Below are 21,546 nucleotides of genomic sequence, written 5' to 3'. Positions count from 1 at the left end.
ACAATATGCCCGCGCACATGGAGAAATGACATTTCAATTGAGAAGCTTTCTAATATTCGGCAATCAATTGCACCAGATCATCTTCCTTGGCTATTCCGCAGGTTGATTACTATCAACGAACTAAATAGAGATCTTATATCGTTTTGGAGGCATGAAAACATTGGGCTTATTGATGCGGCCAATCCGTTCCAAATAAACATATGCATGAGTGTTGGTTTAATTAATTACAACGATATTTCTATAGAAAAACGCAATCAAATAATTAAAGAAATGTCAGCTCAAGACGTCACCTACTTGCTTTCGAAGAAACTTATATCGTTATCTGATATACCAGAAGCAAAAAGAATCGACTTTATAAAGAACATGAATGCTGAATACGCAAGCCGACTTGTGGATCATAGAATAATAAAAATTCACGAAATTCCGGAAACTAAACGTCAAGAACTTGTTGAAACGATGACTGCCGCTGACGCGCCCTATTTGATTAAAAGCCGCATAATTGATCTAAGCGAAATCCCCGAAACAAAAAGGCAACAATTAGTTCGCGAAGTGATGACTGAAGATGCTAGTCGTTTAATTTGGCAAGGAATAATTAATATCGATGATTTCACAGATGAAAAAAGACAAGAGCTACTAAAAAATATGACTCCTCGCAGTGCCAGTTGGCTCGTCCGGCAAGGTGTTTTCAAGCCTGATGAAATTCCTAACTGGAAACGAAAAGAAATTCTTTTAAATATGTCCGCGAATGAAGCACCATGGCTTTTACAGCAAGGAGTAATTTCAAAAACTGATGTTTCTGAAAGAAAAAAACAGGAAATTATTGAAAAAATTTCACCAAAGAACTTGCAACCGCTAATAAAATCGGGACTAATCGGAATTGAAGAAATCCCCGAGGAGAAACGTCAATATTTGCTCGAAAAAGCTTTCAATATACAAGCTTTTTCTTTTTCATCTTTAGAAAACAGTGAATTTACTTCTGAACTAAATGCGGTGCAGGATCACATTGATTTTCGGCTTGCAGCTGAGTTTGTTTCGTCTGGGATCTTGAAGCCACAAGAACTGCAGAATATCAGCAATAAATTGATTTCTCAATTGACTCCCGCTAGTGCACAGTGGATGGTTAGCGCCGGAATAATTAGTTCTGACCAAATTCCGGATGATAAACGAAAAGCATTGGTCGAGCAAATGAATGCCGAGCAATGTGACTGGCTTGTGCATCACAAAGTTATCCGACCTGAACAGATACCTTTTCACAAGCGACAACAATTACTTTCTGAAATTGACGCTTATCGTGCACGCTGGCTAGTAGGCCAAGGCGTAATTCACCCGCATGAAATACCTAAAGAGAAAATACTTGAGTTTATTGATCAAATGAATTTTGAAGACGCCTTGTGGCTTATTAGGCAGGGCGTTCTCTTAGTAAACCAGATACCGGATAGTCGACGAGAAGAACTTGCTAAATCAGCAGTGGAGGATTTGGCAAGCGTTTTCCGTTCAGACAATGAGCAGAATATGCTCCAATCTAACCCGGGAGAGAATAATCAGTGTGTCGATATTCTTTTTGGACTCATTGATGCAGAACTCGTTAAGCCAGCTGATATTAAAAAAATTGATGTTATTTTTTTATTAAATCAAAAATATCTAGGAATCAATCGGCTGGCAATGCTTTTATCGAAAAATTTTATTTCCAAATCAGAAATACCGCAATCTAAGATTGTTGAATTGTTACAGACTGCTGGAGCAGCGGAGCGGCGCATTTTCGCTGAGATCGGCGTAATATCTGATAGCCAAACCGGAGAAGTTATTCAGGAGGTTGGTTTGAGCCAAGAAATTGGTCAACGGTACACAAAAGAAGAGATCCAAGAGGATTCTCGTCGATCCATTGTGCAACAAGAACTAAAGGATGCAGCTTGGGAAATGGTTGTAATTCACTTGAATCCTGATGGTTCCTCTGGTTTCGCATCGCAACCTAATTTTGCCTGGAATATCTTTTTTCTTAAAGACCGACTTATTCTCGAGGACAACATCCCGTTACGAAAGGGTGATACGCTAACAGCCGAGGTTGGCGTTACTTTTAATCGCAAACGGAATGAGTGGAACTTCGCCATAAAAAGTGGCAAACGAATTCTTTGCTGTCAAAGCGAAGTTCCAAACTGGTGGCAAGCCTGGCAATTCTTTGCCCCACGCTGGGAAATGGCTGCCGAGGGGCGATATCTTTTGCAGCCTGATATTTTCAATAAATTACAAAGCGAAGGTTTCGATACTCAGCGCCTGCGCTGCTGGAACCCAACCGAAAAAGACGGGCGACGAATCAAACTAGCCAATGATTTGGTTAAAATTGCATTGAAAGAGCCTGCTGAAAAATTACCGCTGCGAAAAGATCATTTAGGCCAACAGCTTGCGGGCAATGGCGTTTGGGCGGATTTACGCCAACTCGCTGAAGCATATCTTGACGGCAAAAAAATGCTGTCTCCATTAAATAAAAATCCTATTACAAAATCCGCGTCGCACGCCGATAAACAAAAGCCCAGCAACTCTTCTCAATTGGCAAAACCAATGGCGCCAAAAGCGCACGAACGACGAGCAGTCAGCAAGCCTTTACAAACGAACAATATCAAGTTGAAGCCGATCATACCGGTTCAGGTTGATTTTTCAGCATTTATTACGACATCTACTGAAATAACAATCTATATCGACGAAGCTTGGACTAATCAAGAATCGGCCATAAAAAATAGCGAGGGCGTGATTGCTGGCGTTATTTGCAAGGGGCCACCTAAACAGCAGTATGCTGATTTGCCATCGGTGGCGACACACAGCGCTACTGATGAATCAATCTCACACCAAGCAATCAAAAATTTACTGAATTGTTCAAAGTGCATCCCTTTTATTTTTCCTATTCGCATGGTACGGGAAGATCAATGCGCTCAAAAATATTATGAATTGCTTCTACAACATGCGATAAGACTCTTGTGCGGCTGGCTGATGCGGCCAGAAAAGAAAACTATCGTATCCATTTGTTGTGAGCGTATTTATCAACATCGCGAGGGAAAGGATGGTACCGCATTTGTTCAAGGCGGCTGGTTAGTCAACCCCGTGCGCTTCGGGCATTGGAAATTGGCTTCCATGCGCTGGACAGAAAAAGATTTTGGTTATCTCCCTTACGCTGACCTGCTTGCCTATCTGACACACGAACATACAGATGCAAGTCGCCGCCTCGGTGCCTTGGCAAACTATAAACAACTCCCCGGCTATGTCCCCTTCTCGCTGGAACTGGTGCCACGCCTGGAACGGCTGGAGCACCTTGAGACTTCGGCCAATCTCGACGATGTCATCGAATTCGCTCTAGAAACCGGTGACAGCCCATTCGGTCAACTAGTGATGAAAGATCTTGCCAAGCGTCTGGCAGCACGCATGGATTTGCAACAGCGTTTGCTGGAAACCCTGGAGGCGCGTTATCGCGGCAAGGCGCGTGAACTAAAGCAACTGCGCCGGGCGCTCACAGCAGTGCGCACCTTGATACCGGCGCTGCCCCAGGATGCGAGTCCACGGATGCGCTTGCACTGGTATTTGCTTGCCCTGCAGGACGCCAATCACGATGGCGACCCGGAGCGCATTCGCGCTACGGCGGGTGACTATCTCAAGGAACGCCAGCAGCTCAAGCAAAACGACCGGGAACTCTGCGCTGATGCAGACCTGAATCTGGCAGTACATTATTCGGATCGTTGGGCCTTCGGCCATGCGGAGGTTACCGTCGGCGAATGGATTTATGACCCGCACTTTTCGGTTCTACCGCCGCGCCAGCAGGGACGCTTTTACAGTGCCCTGGGTCAGTATCGTGCCATGCAGGGCGATGCCGAGGGAGCGGATGGGTTTTTCATCAAGGCACTTAAACTGTTCGATGAGGCACTCATCACCAAAGAGGAGCGCGAGGCGGAAAGCGATAAAACCAAGATTTATCGCGCGATCAATGCCATCGATGGCTCCTTGCGCGTCGCTCCGCTTGCTCTGGAGGCCGTATTCGGTCCATTGACCTTAACCGTGGCTGAACAATTCGCTGCAGATGGGTCGGTGGAGCGCGAATATCAGCATCATCTCTTAGTGCGAGCGCTGAGCCTGCGCCCCGACTTGTCAGGGGTACGCGATACCTATTTGGGCGCGCGCGAGCAGTGGCAGATGGGTCATGCCCAGCATCCCTGGCCCAGCATCCATGGTCATCGGGCCTTTCTGCTCTGGAATCACGGAGAGCCCGATGATCATCAAACCGATGAATCCGCTAGAGCGGCATTTGATCAGGCGATTGTCGTGGCGATTCAGGATCAACACGGGCCGACGGTGAAACTTATCGGTGCGCTTTGGGCCACGGTCGCCGCCTGCTGCTACGCAGATTGCGACTATGAAACCAATGCACGCGATTTGCTTGACCAAGCGCGCATCCTACCCGATGCGGAGGCGTCGATTGCCACCCTGGAAGCGGTCTTGACGGCGCCCGACCCTGATCGCATCGGCGAGGCGTTCTCAGCTTTGCCGTTCAATTACCGTTGATCCTTATTTCGAGTCTGCCGCCGACTCTCCATTAACGGATACACTTTTTTGCGATGACAAATACCGAGAACGAAAATCTCATCACCGTTGATACGAAAAACGATCCGATAATCGCCAACCCTGAGTTTCCAATATCCCTTGAGTGTTTTCCTTAACGGCTCTCCATAGGCTTCCGGTGACTGCATGAGGCGCTTTTCGATAGCCGCTTTGAGACGCTGGCGGAGATTCTCATTAATCTCCGGCAGGTCTCGTTTCTTGACATCCGGATGATAGAGAACGGAGAACGCCATCTCAAGTCCAGACATCCTCATGACTCATTGCCTGAGCGCGATCAAATGTCTGCTCGCGTTCGGCGGCAAACTGAGCCAGCGCCTGATCCTCTCGCATCTCCAATGCCTCTTTCAATAAATCTCGAGTGAGCATCGACAACGTCAGCCCCTCTTCTTTGGCAAGCTCTTGCAGCGCGGCGTAGAGTGGCTTCTCGACAGCAACATGGATATTTGAAATACTCGAAGTCATTGATGGCCTTCCTGTCATTGCATTCGGAGTAGATCATGGTCGCAGCCCAAGAGGCTGCGCCATGATGGACGAACCAACGGCTAGCGGAAGTTAAACGGCAGCACGTCCCGCAACAACCCCAGGGGATCCACCGGCTTTTGCTGCGCTGCTCGCAGTCGGTCGATGCGCGGCTGAGCCAGAGGCAACTCGCTGGCGAGTTGGTCGAGTCGGGCAGCGGCCTCCGGCCAAGGCGCGCCCCAGCCCACTGCAATCGTCCGGCAGCAGGCGCCAATCAGACGCACCACTGGTCCACTGTCATCCGCAAAGCCAATCCCCGCACCGTCGAGCGCCAGTTCCCGCGCGGCGTCCGCATCCCGCGCGTGCAGCAACATGCCACGATAGAGCTGGATCAAGGGCCAGGGATGCCCCTCAGCCGTGCCCCAGTCCTCGCGGTGGGCCAGGTACTGTTCGGCCAGTCCGGCATCTGGCCGATGCACCAACCAACGCAAGGCGAGATGGTGAGCGTACTTGTCATCGTTCGACACCGATGCAGCGAGCCTGTCCAAGGCTTGCGGTAAAGCACCGATCACGGCCTCAACCGCCTGACGCACAACGGCATCATCCCGCGTGGGATCATCCATCAGCGCGATCGCACGATAGGTGTTGGTCTGACCCTTTTCCTTGCGCGCCATTTCTGGGTCAGATAATTGGTCAAAACTCGCCAGCGCCTCATCGAAGTAGTGCACGGCGAGGGCCGGATCGCCAAGAAATGCCGCATGCTGGCCAAGGCTGGAACGCACCTGCCCCCAGTAGCGCAGACCGGCGGTGGCCTTGGGGTCCGCCTGCATGCCGGTCGCTGGTGGCTGGGAGCCCAGCAATTTTTGCATTAACCCGCGCAGTTTGCTCTGGGGCTGGCTGCTGGTGGGCGGATTCCAACGCGCCAGTGCACGCCCGGCTTGCTCGAAGTCGTACTGGTTTGTCGCGGTGACCGCCAGGTTCAGCTCAGCACGGCAGACCAGACGGGCATCCTCATCAAACAGCCCATCGGCCAACGTTCGCATCTCCTCGAGCCAAGGCTGTTCGGTCTGCCCCAGATGATTGGCACGCCCCAATTGCGCGGTGAGCCAAAGTAACCGCATCGGCGGTGGCAACGCCTGATCGGTGGGCTTCCAGCGATCCAGCCAAATGACCTGACGTCCAAGCAGGGGCAGGTTGAGATTGCGGCTATCGAAATGCCCCATCAGGTGATCGAGATAACGCCGCCACAGACTGGTATCGCGCGCGGCAGCGGTGCCGAGCCGCTCGAGTAATGTGGCAACCAGGCTTCCCGGCTGCTCAGACTCCGGCGTTGCCAGCAGGGCTGTCCAGTCGGCGCCTTCCAGCGTGCGCCCCCGATCCATCCATTCCAGCATGCGCCCGAGGAACTCGGCATCGCCGCCCAGGAGACAGGTCCCAGACAGCCCCGAAGCTGCAAGACAGGCGCGGGAATGTTCGGAACTGCCCGAGGCGACGAACGCCAACGCATCCACATAGCCGTTGTACGGCGAATCCTGCTTGGTAATGGTGCGGATGCTCAGGTCCACCTGTTGCGCACGCTCAGGATAACCTTCCGCCAGACGCAGGCGTGCCTGTTCGGCCACGGCTGGCCATTGGGTACCACCCTTGAAGACCCGGCCGCGCTGTTCGATCAGCACCTCGATCCGCGTCAATCCGTCGAGCGGCATCAGGCGCAGTACCAGATCGATTAAACGAATCACGCCGAACGCCCAGCGCTCCCCAGGCGCCTGCGGGAGCTGCTGCACCGTGATGCCGATCACACCCACCGGTGCATCCAAAATGCCCTGCACGACCCGGTCGATCTCGTCGATACCTTGATCAACCGCATGCCAGCCGGTCGGCAGCGATGCGAGCCCATGACCTGTGGCGGGAAGCAATAGACCAACGAAGCGGCCTAGAGTGCGGTCACGCTCGCTCAGCCGACCTGCCTCGGCGCCGAACTCGCTACCGGTTTCGTCGATCAGCAGCTGCCAGGCTGATTGGGGCTCAAGCGCACGCAGATCGCGTGGATGCCACGCAGTTGATTTGGCGAGTGGCAACTCGGTCTTGCCGAGCGCTGGCAGCGGTTTGGCCGCTGCTGCGCTGACTTGCTGAGGCGCCCGTACCTTGGAGACCGGTTGGCCCTGGCGTCGGCGTTTGCCAGCATCCGCGCCGCGCTTGGCGGCGGACGCCGCGTTTCTGGCCTTGGTCCAAGCCTGGCCCGCAAGATCAGGCCGGCGGTCATTGAGTTGCTTTAATTTTTCCAGAAACACTGGGTCGGTAGCGAAGGACTTCCCAAGTCGCTTGCCGAGATTATAGAAAGCGTTGAGCAGATTCTCATCTCCTCGGCCCAACTTCATGGCCTGATCGATCTGGGACTGGCAATCCGGATCAATGTCTAGGCAAGCGGACTGCAATGACGGAAGTTCTGCACCGCCATCGTCCTGCCACGAAGAGACATAGTGACGCAGTTTCTTGAGTGCGAACTCCAAATCCGTCGGAATCGAAACGCAGTTGGCTTTGGCAACCGCAAAGCCCCAACGATCTTTTGCATCGTCAAAATTGAGCTTCACCTCGACATCAACGATAGTGAATGGCTTTAGCTTGCCATTCTCGGCCCACGGCCCTAGGTTTCGCGTGGAAAAAAACACACCATCTGGAAATTCGGCATGAGCAAGAAATCCAAAAACACGTTCGGACGGCTGATTGCCATCGATCGTCATTCGCCACCGCACGCCCTTCAGTTGCCGCGCAATCTCCTCCCGACGCGTCTCGTCGGTCAGATCCTTACTAAAAAAGGGACCAGTGGGCTGGGGGTTGGTCTCGGTATCCGTCATCACAATCATCCTCTAGCAAAAACTTGTAGCAATTACATAATGAACGAGCGCTAGAATGCAGCCGAGCATCAGGACGTGAGCTTGTGCTCAGGCCGCTACGGCGACTCACAAACTAACCGCGCTCCTGCGCATTGGCGATTCAGCTCATTTGCCATTAGCTGATCCCCCCAGCGTTGGTTGATACCTTGCGGCTGGCCGATGCTGTCAACCGTTCGCACCGTCGTCTTGCCAGTTGACAAATCATGATGCCACAGCTCGCGCCGCAATTTCGGGCTATCAAGATGCTCCAGCACCAAGCGCGCCGTGTCAGCTGTCTGCGTATCGCCGCTGTTGAGCATCTTTTGGCACGACTGCCGAATCCAGGCATCACTCATCTGCGCCGGCGGGCCAGCGCTGAGCATCGCTGAGTCGACCTTGTTCTCGACCAGCCGGATCTCAGACACCTCTCCGTTGGCACGCCGCCGCACGAAGACCCCGTCGATGCCATGCAGACTGCTGTATTTGCTGGGGAGCTTTTCGTAGCCCTGGCCCGTCAACCGCAAAGCCGTGAGCCGATCGCCCAAGGTCCCCTTTTGGTGCGAGCTGACAAAGGCAATCACCCGGCCGTTCGCGGCCAACCGTCGCTGCGGCCAACGCATCGCCACCGCTGTCTTGGGCGGTTCCGCCTTCACCGGGATCTCCACGGGTCGCTCAGCGAACCGATCCCACAGCCGCCCGAGTACCGACCGGGCCTCGCCCGTTTCAGGCATCAGCGTCAAACCAACGGCAAGCAGTGTGACCGGAACCAGGGCGACGGAGGTCGAGCGGCTCATGGCAGGTCTCCTCATTGAATGAAAGCCAACGGACGGGATCACTGAGCGCCGATCAATCGCTGAACAGCGAAACGATGCCATAGACCCCAGCACCAATCGCCACCGCAGTCACCGCAGGCAGTGCAATCAGCCCCACGGCACCAGCGGCCATGCCCCCACCGACCATGCCGCCAATGGTCGCCAGTCCGGAGGCGCCGACGCCGTAAGCCGCGCCCAGAGCTGTCGCGCCCGCCACACCGGCGCCGGCACCTGCATAGCCAGCAATCGCAGCGGCATCGCAGGCATCGACATTCTCACAGTCCGAATACAGGTACTTGTTTTGCAGCCCTGCAACACCGAACCCGGACAGGGCGCCCGCAGCAACAGGTCCACCCGCCGTGGCGAGATTGCCCAGAATTACCGGTCCAGAGCTACCCGTCACGGAGGCAGCCGTCATCACTCCTGATGCCGTCGCCGCCGTATCCCGCACTGCGTCCACCATTTCCAGCGCCGCGCTGGTCGACGGGGGCGCAAAGAGCTGACCGGCCTCGAGCGCGGCATCGGTCCCGTGCGACCGCCAGCCGCCCGCCTCCGCACTGGCACTGACCACGCAGAGGGCACTGGCGCCGACGAACAGCAGGGAGAAGGGAAGGGTCTTGGCGGAATGGATGGCAGGGTGAGTGGATGCGGTCATGGCAAATCCTCCAAGGCTGGTGGCACAAATCTGGACGCTTGTTAAGCCAACACGCTGCGCGGGTGGATTTTCAGCTCGACGCCTGACTGATGGACTCCTCCAGCGGTGTTAGAATCCAACGGCTACGGTAACCAGGAGGGGGTACGATTACCCTTGAAGGACAGACGGAGACCTTTTTGATGCATCTCTACCAGCGCCGCCCAGGGCCTTATGCACCAACGCCAGACGCAGACTTCGCGCAGGGCAAGTGCTATCTCGTGAAGCAATCCGCATTGCTGTTTGGAAGCGATCGGCACGATCCTGTCGAATGGCGCGTGGTGGTCGCTTGGGCCACGCTTGGCTCACGGACCTACGTGTTTCCGGCCACAACCAAGCGACAGGCGGATTTTTTCCCGATTCCTCGCGGCAAATGTTTCCTCAAACGGCCCCATGCGGACGAACGAGACAGCTTCCTCTGCCCTCGTATTGAAGCCGTACCCCATAAAGCCCTGATCGAGTTGGGGATGCTCGACCACCCCACCCGCCTCGCCATTGCCAACTGGAAACGCGCCCAGGAGGGACGCTCGTGACCGCAAAGACGCCGAAAAAAAACGATCTCGATCGCCAGCTCAGCGACTTGTGGGGCCGGCGCGCGACCTTGTCAGAAGCGGAGTGGAAAGCGCTTTACTCCATCGTCTACCACGCCTTAAGCCCAACCTGTGGAAGCCTCCTGACCCCCTTAGGCTTATCCGCTGATGAGGCGATTCAAGACTTTTTCCAAGATAAGGTCTTCGCGCTCTCAGATCGTGCCACGAGCGTTTATCACCTAGGCGCATTGACCCTCTTCTACAAGCGCTATCTGCTCAGCCGACAGCGTGATAACTACTTGACGCGTCGCAAACATCTGCACACGAGCAGTGACGAGGAACACAATACTGACGAGGCACTCAGCCAAGCGAATACCACAGACGCCGACGACGGCGACCCCTTCACCCCATCGAACGCCTCAGACTCCACCGACGGCGACCCTCTGACCAAAGGCTTGCATGGTCTGGTTGAAGTACAGCTTGAAACGTTGTTGTCGAACAGCGCTACGAACCCACAGCCATCGCACACGCGTGACGCTGTCTCGCAATTGCTCGGGGTTGAGCTTGTTGACATCACCCGCGAGGCGCAGGACTTCCTGAACGGACGCGGACATTGGACAGCGCTCGCCAAGGAAAGCAAATGGATTCGCCTCTACTTGCGCTGCCACCAATGTCCTGAGAAAGAAGACGCGATGGCGTTGTCCCTCCTCGCCAGCAAACATCGGATTCCCTCGTATCATGACCGCGCGGTCAAGATTGGCGTGACCGTTCCGAAACAGCAGGATGCCGTGCTGGATGCCTTCCGAGCAAGCTACCGGGGCCGCTGGCTGCAACACCTCGGCATCCCCGTTGACCCCGAGCACCTCGAAGAGATGTCCCTCGCGCTGAAAATTCTCTGCCTTGTCGCGTTGAACAGTCAGGAGCCATGCTGAGCGCGTCGGTCACTGACCTGGCATCAGCCTTGGCGATTACGTCAGATAAATCGAATTCATTTCGATTCATCAAACTTAGACATGCTCGGTGCCGGCGCCCGACAGGCTTGTCCGGCGCAAGGCACCAGGAGTATTGAATATGCGCGGACTCACACCTCCCCTTACGACCATCGAAGCCAACCTGTTCGACCCCTCCCAGGCGCTGCTTCAACGCCATCTCGACGACGACCCCTCGTTATCTCCCGAACAGCGCGCATCACTGGCCGCCGACGAGCGTGTTCAACGCGACCGACACGCGTTGACGGAGACGCCTGCGGCAGACCAGACGCCTACGCCTGCGGAAGAGATCGCTCCTGTCCCGCTACCGCCCGTCCTCGCGGAGCTGGTTCGGCGGCGCATCGACGCTCAACAACTGCGCCTGCCAACCACGCCCCGACCTGGGCTGATCGTGCGTATCGATCAAGCCGTTGGCCCCGAGGGTCCGCTGGACTGGGACCTGTCACACCCCATCTATGCGCTGTTAGCGGAACCGACCGAGCAGGCGGACATCTGGTACGGCTGGCTGATGGCCCACGAAACCGACTATGCGACGCACTGGGATCTGCTGCTGGAAGAAGCCGACCAGCCCTATGAGCCGCTCGCGGCCATGGTGCAGACCTGGAATCCGGTGCATCTCTACCTGCCCGCCATCAGTGCGTCACTGGGACAACTCTCGCCACAGCGGTTGGCCGCTGTTCAAACGCTGGCCAATGATCTTGGCGACTCCCAGCCGGACGCCAGCATGGCGGCGCCCGGTACCCTGGTACAGCGCACAACCTCGGCGGGACAGCTCATCTTGACCGGTAGCCCACTCGGCGATGCCACTGATCCACGATGGCGCTATCAGGAACTCTACGGAGCGGCAGCCGATTTCGTCCGCGCCATCGCCAAGCACGCCCTGGAGCAGCGTCAGGTGCACCAAGCTCAGCCTTGGTGGAGCTCGGTGCTGCGGAACCTGAAGGCAGCCGCTCAGGCCACCGGCCTTGCCCTGAACCCGGCCCCCCTGGCCGCGCTCGGCGACGAATCGGCGCCCCAGGACCGCGACGACAGCACAGACCCTGCGAGCGCACAGACCCAGCGCCTCGGCGAACTGATCGAGCTTCGTCTGCTCCCCTCAAGCGACGGTGAAGCTGTGCAACTGCACTTGACCCTCATCCAACAGGCGCCGCTCAGTGTCGGTGTCGCGCGCGGTGATCAGGTCCGGCAGCAGGCCCTGCTGACCCTTGATGCACCCGAAGCCGATCTGTTTATCGGCGCTGACCAAGACGTGACCCTATTCATTCGCGATGAGCAGGATCAGGTCCTGTTTTCCGCCGAGCTGGCTCATGACCGCGCTGCCGACTGACCGTCTGCTCGAGGATGTCTGGATCTGGCCGGAAGCCGACGGTGTGCGCTGGTGGACGCCCAGCCACACCGAGTTCCTCAGTCTCAACAGCCCCTGCGCGGTGCCTGGCGCCGCCACCCTGCGCGCGCTGCGTGATGATCGAACGCGTTTGAACCTTCGCTATGCGCTCGCCGCACCACTGGGTGAGCGTCTCGCCGACCTGCTCAGCCAAGGGCACCGACTATGTTTGCATCTCAGCGAAGCGCTCGATACCAGTTGGCAGCAGTGCCCCTATGAATGGATGCACGCAAACGGCAACCCCGTCTTCGGCGCCCTGTTGGTGGAGCGTTATGCCGCCAAACAGGCAACACCGCTGGCGCCGGTCCATCCAGGTCGGCGCTGCGTCGTCCTGAACCTGCTCGCCTCTAATGAACCCATTCAACCTGTCGATCGCTTGCCCGCGGGCATCGCGCAGATCATCGATGGCTATCCTGCCGCGAGTTGTTTCCTCGAAAAAACGGACATCGCCGAGCTGGCGGCCTTGGTGGTCGTCTCCCACGGCACCGAGTCCTCGACCCAACAGCCATTCCGGTTACCCGACGGCCGCCATTGGACACTGCCCACCCATCGCGGCTTACCGCCTTTAGTGATTCTGCTCGCCTGTGGCAACGACCAGGGCAACCTGGTCTGGGACAGCCCCAGACTGCTCGCCGCCGGTGCACACACCTGCCTCGCGCCCCTGGGCCGCCCCTGTCCTGACGCCGCCGGCCAGTTGCTCGCCGCCCTCTTGCCCGCCTGGCAAGCCGGCGAGCCGATCGGCGATAGCCTGCTCCGTCTGCAAAGCACTGCGGATACCGCCGCCCTGCGCGGTGCCCACCTGATGCAGCTGGTTGGCCGCGCCGACTTGCGCATGAGTGCGCAGCCACGGCTTGAGGAATTCGACGACCAAAGCCTGGCAGTAGCCTGCCGTGATCAGCAGCCAGCGGCCCTGCGCGTCCTGATCGATCGGCTGACGCTGCGCTGTTTTCAGACCGAAACACCTCTGGAGGACGCCGAAAAAACGCTGCGAGGGCTGCTGAACGTCCGTGCGCTAAATGAGCCAGCGGAGCGCTGGCTATTCACCCAACTGCAGCACCAGAGCGACCACTGCTGGCTCCTCTCTCAGACCTGGGTGAAAGCCCTCGAGGCCGATTTTGCCGAGGCCTACGATCACAGCCAGATACCAAGGTTGGAACAGGCGCGGCGCAGGCTCGAACAGGCGCGGATTAGGATGCCGGCACCGGTCTATCACTACTGGTCCAAACTCGCCTATCGGCATGGACGCTACGCCCTGTCGTTGCAAGACGTCGCCCAAGCACTCACGCAGCTCGAACCGGAGAGCCGATGCACCCGCGCTGCCGGACTGATCGGGCATCTCATCAATTTGCTAGTCGATGTCAACCTGCCCGATCCGGCGGCGGTCCTGCAACAGCAATTAGAGGACTGCCTCGCGCAGCGCGTTGATCAAGAGGCACAAGACGAGCAACACAAACTCAGGGATCGTGCCGCGCGCATCGCCCTGCGCCAAGGCAAGCCGCACCGCGCTGAGACCCTCTACCAGATCAAGCGCGAAGAAAGCCGACGTCAGCAACGCAACGGAAAACGCGAGTTGGCCTGGCTGCTCTATCTTGGCGCTTGGCAAGACCCCGAGGCCGCGCGTCCTCTGGCAACTGAGGTGCATGACCTGCTAGTCGGCGCAAACCTCCTGCAGCAGGGATTTGGCCCTGGCAACGATGACTGGATCTATCTGCTGCGCGCCTACGCCGCTTGGGCCTGGCGCGCAGGCAGCCAGGATGCGGTCGATGTGCTCCACGGCTTTGAAGCGCTGTTAAGCAAGCAGCTTGTCTCGCGCGACCCCGGACCACCGGCCTTTATCATTGCCTTTTTACAGCTCTGCCGTCGCGATGGACTCGAGCTCCCAGACACCCTGCCGCATTGGGATAGCCTCGCCGTCGCCTTGGAGAAGGAACGGTATTTTTTAGAATTAGCCGCCTTCAGCGCGCTCATGGGACGACCTTCGGAAGCCGCTGACATGCTCGAACGCGTGCAAAAACAGCGGACCACGGAAACGCCACTGTGCTTTCCTGACTGGCTTGGTGACGGCAGTCTGCAAGACTGGTCACAACTAATCACAGACCGCGCGTGCTTTGAGCGTTCAGTGCTCACACCTGACCAAGCCGTTACCCCCGAGCAGCTGATGGCATCAGGAATGCTTCCGCTATGACGGAATCAGAAAGTAGTCTGTCAGTTATGTATTGCTACTTTCTTATCTGTACTTGATGGGATTGAACCAGTTGAACCTGCAGATTGCCAAGGAACTCGGCCTCAATGAAAGCGACAGTCAGTGGATGGCCGAGCAGCTGCGCGAGGGGTTCGTCGAACGGTACGCCTAAGCGGCGAGGTGGAATGCGATGAGGTGTACATCGTGGCCGGACACAAGGGTCGAGCGGAACGGATCGTGGGACGTCCATCACGCCGGCGGCGGCTCAAGGGGACTCCCGGACGAGGCACCTTGGCGAAGGACAAGCCACCCATCTTCGGCATAATCGAGCGTGGTGGGGAGGTGCGCATCGTCATGTTGGAGGATGTCAAGCAGCGCAGGATTCGTCCCCTCATCGAAGAGACCATTGCGCCTGGCACCCTAATCAACACCAACGAATACGTGATCGACGACGCCTTGCCCGCCTGGGGCTACCCGCGCAAAAGCGTTTGTAATGGTCGCGGTGAAGATGCCCGCGACGAGGACGGCGACGGTTTTCACGAGATCCATGTCAACACCATGGAAGGTTTTTGGTCGCTGCTGCGCTCCTGGCTGCGTCCGCATCGTGGCCTCTCACGGGAAAAACTCCCTCTGTACCTCGGGTTCTTCGAATTCGTGCACAACGTCAGACAACGGGGACGAGCCTTGCTGGGGACACTCCTCGAGACGTTATTACAGCCGGTAGCATGTCCTCAAAACACACAATGAGCCAATCGACTAAAGCAATGTCTGAACAACACGAAAGAAGAGATATAAACATTAATGCAGCATTCGCTGCATTAACGCGTATCGCCAAACCTGGACAGTCAATCTGTTTTCACACATCTCCCGACTCACCTGAAAGAATTGGCATTCTTGTAGAAATAAATTCGGAAGGCTTAGTCATTGATTGCAAATCCGGAATCGAATGGATATCTGCGCAAAACATCCTAACATGGCGACTACCGAAAAATATCGAGCTATCAGAACCATCTCTAGCACAGCCTGTTCCACAGGCTTCGTTGCATCTTCAAGAAGAACCGGCTAACACAAACTCTGAAGGAACCAAAAAACACACTGCGGTTTCATCTGAGTACGCGCCAAAGCACACTGACAACAGCCTTCCTGCCCCCGCCGATCTCGAACTCCTTTTCTCGGGCGATCCGATTATTCTACTACCTGCACCATCATTTAGTTTTCCTTCGCCCCCCCAGGAAATCCAGCAAGACTTAACCAGATGGAAAAATAGATATGAGTACGCACAGAAGATCCGTGAACCCGCCCGAATTGCTCAAGATGTAGCAAAGATTGCGGAACTCGCAGAGACGTTTAAAGAACCATTCTTGTTCTTTCTGGCGGGCTTACTTGCCGAATGCAGTGGATTGGGCGATGCACGCTCAAGAGCCTATTTTCAAAATACTCTTGAACTGGATCAAAACCACCAACAAGCAAGTATGGCAATAGCTGCATTGGCGATTAGGTCGAGCGACTGGGAAACCGCTGTCAAGTTCCTTCTTTGGGCAACTCGTCTTGAAGGCGACACTGACAAAGTTTTTATTGTGCAACGCATCGGGCAATGTGTCCAACGATTAGCAAATACTAAGGTTCCACCAATAGGGCTGTTGCTTACGCTTGAACTACCGGAAAAAGCGCTACGCATTGCAACCAGTCTTCTGGCTTTATCAGTTAGAGAAGATTCTGACGCTTATGCAGCTGCACTTTCGGGTGATATTCATAAACTGAGAAAAACGAAAACAGGAAACAACTTATTCCCTTGGAAAGATGAGTTCGTTCCCCCTGTGAAACAAAAAATTGTCAGGCAAAAAAACGCCCCATTGAAGCGCAAAGACAACACTCGTTACGGTCGTATTTCGGCATATTATCCTGCGCGTAACTTTGGCTTTATTGTTGAAGATTCCATAAGTCAAACATGGTTTTTCCATAGGAATGCTGTCTCCAGTTCTTCGCTCGTTAACTCGCTGATTGATGGCCAGGTTAGACAGGAAATAACTTTTTCAGAAAGCTTAGAACCAAGGGCAGGGAAATATCCTCTAGCAAAAGACATTGCACTTGTTTCGGAAGAAGTTACTACGCAAGAAGTAGTTGCTAAGCGAGCTCCACTTAAACTTCGCCTGAAAGCAATTCCGAAAGATGGTAGTTACTTTGCCAAAGCAATGGAGGCAGAGCAGCTTGATCAACTCGAAAAAGCTGAATCTCTATATCAGGAAGAAATATCTCGCAATGGAAAGTATATAAAAAGTGCTGTAAAAAATTTGGCAGCTTTGAAGAACCGCAAAGGGAAGCCAGAGGCTGCCATTGAGGTTCTTAATAAAAATAAAAGTATATTTGATTCAAGTGAGTTTGTTTCACTTGAGCAGATGCGCGTGCAGTTTCATGTCAAGGCAAGAAATTTCACCGCAGCAGCACAACTATTAGATAAGCTCGCTAACTTGGTAACAAATAAGCGACTTGAATATCAAAGACAGCAAGCATACTGTTTCCTTGCAGATGGGGATTTTGATAAAGCAATCAAGCAACTCAGTTCAATCCTAAATCAGCAACCATGGGACAATGCAACTGCTTCGCTACTGGCAAAGGCGAAAGACGCGAAAGAGACCGGTCAATTTCCTATTTCTTCTGAAGGCGGTGTGGATTCTATTGAAGATGATATTCTCTCAAGCTTAGCGCTTGGGTTATCACCTATTGCACGGAAACAACTTGACAGTTGTGATTTGCGGGGGATTGATTCGCGGACAAAAGAAAGTGGCCACTATACGGATAGAGATGTGCGTCAACTTCAAGGTCTTCTTGAGAATGTAAAGGGACGGAGACCACGGGAGCGCTCAGATTATTTGTTATCGCTAGCTTGGCTTTGTGAGCATGCATCGAGCGTGACCGGCAATAGAAGCGTGCATGAGTATCTACGAAGGTATTTTCTTTCACTTGCGGAAGCCGCACTCAGCGATGGAACACCGACAGATGTTGGAAGGTGTTTTTGCATAGAATCCCTTGTGCTTTGCCCAACACAATTGGAACCACGAGGTGATGCCAAAAACAGTGTTGAAGCTGCATGGACACTTCTTCTTGGGACGTACTTGTCAAATTCCGTTGAGCCAAGTGATCTACTTCAGCCAACAACTGGAAATAGGTTGCCCAGCGTCCTTAAGATGCTCGAAGCAGCCCCGAGAGGCTGGAACGACTTCCGTAAACATGTCGGATTCTTCGCTCTTCGAGCACCTGAAGCCTTTAGTTACCTGCGATCCACTGTGAAAACAGATCACACGATTCCTTCAAGCGAGGAACAAGCTGCAATAGAAAAAGGTCGTGAGAAAGAGATCAGAAATGCCTTCTTACTGTTGCCAACAGAAAGCCTTTCGGTCGATAAATATCGGCAAGCACGGGAAACCTTGTCAGAATTGCAGCCGGCACTATCTTTTGAACTCGATCGTTCACGCATGTCTGAGTTTTTAAGAATTCTCGAAAACACTTCGAGCTATATTACAGAAAGGAACTTCCGCGAACGCGAGACAAGGTATCTTAGGTTACTGGATGATGTTTCGCGAGTATTGCAAGAGATTAGTCGTTACCCAACACATTTAAGTATCGAGAAAATGGAGCCTGGGCTAGCGTCTTTACAGAGACTCGTCAAAGGCGATTTTGAACATACCGAGATCGCTCTTCCAGATTTAGAACTTCGAAATGTTCTCGACAATGACTTCTATGTGCTTAGTGATGAAGTCATTTCATTAAGGCTACTGCTTGCTTCAAAAGACGAGGGCGTTCCTCCAATTGAAGCAATTGGCTTATCTGTAGAAGAGGGGGAAGGTGAACCATGCCATTCGCCTGATCCGCTATATGGTGGCCAAGCAAGAGAAATAGAGCTGATTGTCAAACCTAGTGCGGAACAGATCATGGATGGTGCTTTCAGCGTCAGTGTTAAGGTGGATTATCGCAACAGAAAGGGAAATATCCAAAGCTCCGGGGCTTTTCCGCTTGCAGTCCGTCTTGGCAAGCCTGCCTTTGATGAAATTCCAAACCCCTATGGTCGGTACTCAGGTGGTTCTCCTGTAGAAGATAAAGAAATGTTTTTCGGGCGAGCATCCCTGATTGATCGTGTTATTCAGCACATATCAACAGGAACCATGGGGCAGTGCTTCGTGTTGTATGGGCAGAAGCGGTCAGGAAAGTCATCTGTTCTGAAGCAAGTAGAGCACCGGCTTGGAGAGGCTGTTATCTATGCGCCAATCTCAGCCGGAACGTTCTCGCCTGGCAATCTATGGTGTAGCTTCGCTCGGCTACTCATTCAAGAACTCAAGTTTCGCCTCGAAGATGCATCTGTTGATATCCCCCTTAATTGGCCGAATCGGTCAGACGTGGAAGCTAGCCCCCTAGAGGCAATCCGGGAGGTGGTGCGCAGTCTAACGAAACAAGGAATTCGCATTATATTAGCTATAGATGAATTCACCTACATTTACGAAAGCGGTCAAGCTGATATAGAGGCATTTATGCGCGGATGGAAAGCGTTGCTGGAGGCAAAGGCTTTCAATGCCCTTTTAGTCGGGCAAGATACAATGCCACGTTTCAAACAGGCTTTCCCCAACGAATTTGGTGTGACGCATGATGAACGCATAACCTACCTTGACAGAGCGGAGGCTGCTGCATTGGCATCAGATCCAATTCAGTTGGATGGCTGTTCTCGCTACCGCGGACAGGCTCTATCTCGCCTCTTTGATTTAACTGCGGGGAGTCCGTATTTTATGCAAATCTTCTGTGACCGGCTTGTCAGGCATATGAATGAGCGTAAAGCAGCATTTATTACCGAAGCTGATATTGAACAGGTCGCACGCACTCTGACTATCGGCGCAGATGCACTGCCACCGGAGCGGTTCGATGCTCTAGTAACTGCTGCTGGGGAAAATGTAGCCTCTGTTCCTAAAAACGACCTCTGGCAAGTCTTAGGACGAGTTGCTCGAGAGTCCCTGCATTCGGGATGGTGCTACAGAGCATCGCTAAGCGATCTTTCCCAAAGCCAAGAGTCTCTAACGGATCTTTCTGATAGGGAAATACTAATTGTTGAAGGCGAGCGAGTCAGAATCCGCGTTGGTCTCTTTGCAGCATGGCTTCGTACTAACCAGTTTGAGGTGTGAAATAGGGTGTCAAAAGACAATCCATTTATTGGTCGAGGCGCGCCAGTCAGTGGCGAACGTCTCGTTGGTCGTCAAGTTTTGCTCAACCGTCTCATCGAGAGAGTTCGTTATGGAGCTCATTGCAGCATAGTTGGCCTTCCTCGCATGGGGAAGACAAGTGTAGCAAAGGAGATATTACGAACCCTTGCTGGCAAATCAAGTGAATTGACAGTAGGTTACATGACGCTGGATGCAATTAGGGGGCCAATACAGGCATACAGCAGAATCTTCGAAGAGATCTCTCCGGATACATTCAGTGACCAGTCGATTGCGCGTTGCAAGGAACACGACGAAGCCTATGAGCGTTTTCTGTGTAACCTGCGTAGATGGCATCGTTCAGGTGGTAGGTCAGTAATCGTTTTAGACGAATTGGATGCTATTGTGAGGGACGGTTTTTCTGACGCACAGCTATTTGTTTCCAGAATTCGGGAGATGGCCAATGACCGGGAACGGTACGGTATTACTTTCATTTTTATATCAAGACGTTCACTTGACATGATTCAAGGGGTAGTGGATTGCTCGACTTTGGCCGGTCTGTGTGAAGTTGTCTACTTACAACCTTTGGCGCGTGAATATCTTGATAACCTTGCCATACGAAGCCCCGTCCCGATAGACAATGCTGGGCGTGAAGCATTGTGGCAGATCACAGGAGGTCATCCCTTCTTGGCTGAAGTGGTGATGTGTGAAGCTGTCGAGATGGGTCATCCACACCTCAATAATGCGTCAATAGAAAGTGCACAATATGCGCAGTCTCATGAATTCACGAATCAGTATCATCAATTGGCCAGCTTGTTGTCCCATGGAGAAATGTTCGAGGCGCTGTGCGAACTGGTAGTGGGGCCAAAATGGCGGCCTATTGAGCCACATACCATATGTTTATTTAAGCACTACGGCGTTGTTCGTAGTAGTGATGAGGCTGCCGGAGGCGTTGAGTGTATATCTCAGCATTTCAGAGACTATCTTGCATTATTGACCAGGACGACGCCATCTTGGGTTCTGCTGGGGGATGCAGAGCGCCAACTCCGTATCCTGGTGCTCGATCGTATGTTTGATTTATGTGGTGAAAATTGGTTCGAAGATTTGCAGAAGAAGCATCCGAAACTGAGCGTTGCTCTAGAGAGACTGGTTGATCAGAAAGTCCGCGAGAAACGAATGTTCGGTGATGCGGCATCAGATTTCATCCTGGATTATGCATACATAGGCGATTTAAAGGACTTAATATTCGCTGAATGGGAGCGATTTAGATCAGTTTTTGGCGGAGCAAAGTCTGATTGGGAGAGGAGATTCCAGGACATAATGAAAATTCGGAACCCTATGGCTCACCACAGGCCTGTACCGGCAGATGTCCTTCAAGAAGCAGAGCGGTCTTGTAAGGCTCTAATTTCTCGATTCAAAGGCGAGTAATGCAGTGAGTTTAAAGAAATTCCCTAATACTGCTTCTATGTAAGATTAATTCCACCCCCATGAATCTACCAGTATTGTTTACTCTATCGGAATTATTTTGCAATATCGTTCGATATCTTTACGTAGTTGTTCATGCCGAATATCCATCTGTGCGATTCTCTGACCAACGGTTTCAGGCTCATTGAGGAGCATGGCAATAATCAGCAGACGGATGTCTCTCGCCCTCAAGAGTGGGCAGGACACTTTGGCTACAATGTGAAACGCCATATTTTCTTGGAGTGATCGCAAGAGATCATGCGGCGCAAGGCTTTTGGGTTTGACCATGAAGTATCCAGAATCTATTTGTCACGAACTGTGGGAAAAATGATCACCATATCAGGCTCATAGATCAAGATAACATAGTAGAAGTTACAACGGCA

At 53.5% G+C, this 21,546-nt stretch carries 14 protein-coding genes; 8 read left to right on the top strand and 6 right to left on the bottom strand.

Annotated features, from left to right (window positions below):
• Nucleotides 1–102 precede the first annotated feature (102 nt).
• Nucleotides 103–4,542 (top strand): hypothetical protein, encoded by a 4,440-nt coding sequence (locus VBE63_RS17205; protein WP_323684251.1) that lies wholly within the window; start codon nt 103–105, stop codon nt 4,540–4,542.
• Here the strand turns inward: VBE63_RS17205 and VBE63_RS17200 are convergent.
• The 5 genes from VBE63_RS17200 to VBE63_RS17180 all read right to left on the bottom strand — a co-directional run bounded on the left by VBE63_RS17200 (nt 4,533) and on the right by VBE63_RS17180 (nt 9,398).
• Nucleotides 4,533–4,847, bottom strand: coding sequence for a type II toxin-antitoxin system RelE/ParE family toxin (locus VBE63_RS17200; protein ID WP_323684250.1), 315 nt, complete (start codon nt 4,845–4,847; stop codon nt 4,533–4,535). The genes VBE63_RS17205 and VBE63_RS17200 overlap by 10 nt on opposite strands.
• Entirely contained in the window at nt 4,834–5,061 is a 228-nt protein-coding gene (locus tag VBE63_RS17195; protein WP_323684249.1) for a ribbon-helix-helix protein, CopG family, read from the bottom strand. Before VBE63_RS17195 ends, VBE63_RS17200 begins: the two co-directional genes overlap by 14 nt.
• Nucleotides 5,062–5,141: 80 nt before the next feature.
• Nucleotides 5,142–7,913: a hypothetical protein gene (locus VBE63_RS17190; RefSeq protein WP_323684248.1), complete on the bottom strand. Its 2,772-nt coding sequence runs from the start codon at nt 7,911–7,913 to the stop codon at nt 5,142–5,144.
• Between the two features lie 95 nt (nt 7,914–8,008).
• A complete protein-coding gene (locus tag VBE63_RS17185) occupies nt 8,009–8,725 on the bottom strand; it encodes a hypothetical protein (protein WP_323684247.1) in 717 nt (238 codons plus the stop codon).
• A 52-nt stretch (nt 8,726–8,777) separates the two neighbouring features.
• Nucleotides 8,778–9,398, bottom strand: coding sequence for a hypothetical protein (locus VBE63_RS17180; protein WP_323684246.1), 621 nt, complete (start codon nt 9,396–9,398; stop codon nt 8,778–8,780).
• Between the two features lie 179 nt (nt 9,399–9,577).
• On the opposite strand from VBE63_RS17180, the gene VBE63_RS17175 reads away from it, so the two are divergent.
• The 7 genes from VBE63_RS17175 to VBE63_RS17145 all read left to right on the top strand — a co-directional run bounded on the left by VBE63_RS17175 (nt 9,578) and on the right by VBE63_RS17145 (nt 21,127).
• On the top strand, nt 9,578–9,967 hold the full coding sequence (locus tag VBE63_RS17175; RefSeq protein ID WP_323684245.1) for a hypothetical protein: 390 nt from the start codon (nt 9,578–9,580) through the stop codon (nt 9,965–9,967).
• Nucleotides 9,964–10,896: a hypothetical protein gene (locus VBE63_RS17170; RefSeq protein WP_323684244.1), complete on the top strand. Its 933-nt coding sequence runs from the start codon at nt 9,964–9,966 to the stop codon at nt 10,894–10,896. Before VBE63_RS17175 ends, VBE63_RS17170 begins: the two co-directional genes overlap by 4 nt.
• Before the next feature lie 139 nt (nt 10,897–11,035).
• Complete coding sequence (locus VBE63_RS17165; protein WP_323684243.1) at nt 11,036–12,280, top strand: hypothetical protein; 1,245 nt, start codon at nt 11,036–11,038, stop codon at nt 12,278–12,280.
• Nucleotides 12,261–14,522 carry a hypothetical protein gene (locus VBE63_RS17160; RefSeq protein ID WP_323684242.1) on the top strand — a complete coding sequence of 754 codons (2,262 nt, stop codon included), beginning with the start codon at nt 12,261–12,263 and terminating at the stop codon, nt 14,520–14,522. Before VBE63_RS17165 ends, VBE63_RS17160 begins: the two co-directional genes overlap by 20 nt.
• A gap of 177 nt (nt 14,523–14,699) precedes the next feature.
• Nucleotides 14,700–15,266 (top strand): IS1595 family transposase, encoded by a 567-nt coding sequence (locus VBE63_RS17155; protein ID WP_323684241.1) that lies wholly within the window; start codon nt 14,700–14,702, stop codon nt 15,264–15,266.
• A 17-nt stretch (nt 15,267–15,283) separates the two neighbouring features.
• Nucleotides 15,284–19,684 carry an AAA family ATPase gene (locus VBE63_RS17150; protein WP_323684240.1) on the top strand — a complete coding sequence of 1,467 codons (4,401 nt, stop codon included), beginning with the start codon at nt 15,284–15,286 and terminating at the stop codon, nt 19,682–19,684.
• A 6-nt stretch (nt 19,685–19,690) separates the two neighbouring features.
• Nucleotides 19,691–21,127 (top strand): AAA family ATPase, encoded by a 1,437-nt coding sequence (locus tag VBE63_RS17145; RefSeq protein WP_323684239.1) that lies wholly within the window; start codon nt 19,691–19,693, stop codon nt 21,125–21,127.
• Nucleotides 21,128–21,205: 78 nt separating this feature from the next.
• On the opposite strand, the gene VBE63_RS17140 is transcribed toward VBE63_RS17145, so the two are convergent.
• A complete protein-coding gene (locus VBE63_RS17140) occupies nt 21,206–21,451 on the bottom strand; it encodes a hypothetical protein (protein WP_323684238.1) in 246 nt (81 codons plus the stop codon).
• Nucleotides 21,452–21,546 lie beyond the last annotated feature (95 nt).

Origin of the sequence: Lamprobacter sp. (genome assembly GCF_034860625.1) — a bacterium.
Taxonomy (GTDB): Bacteria; Pseudomonadota; Gammaproteobacteria; order Chromatiales; family Chromatiaceae; genus Lamprobacter.
This window is presented reverse-complemented; position numbering and strand designations above follow the sequence as displayed.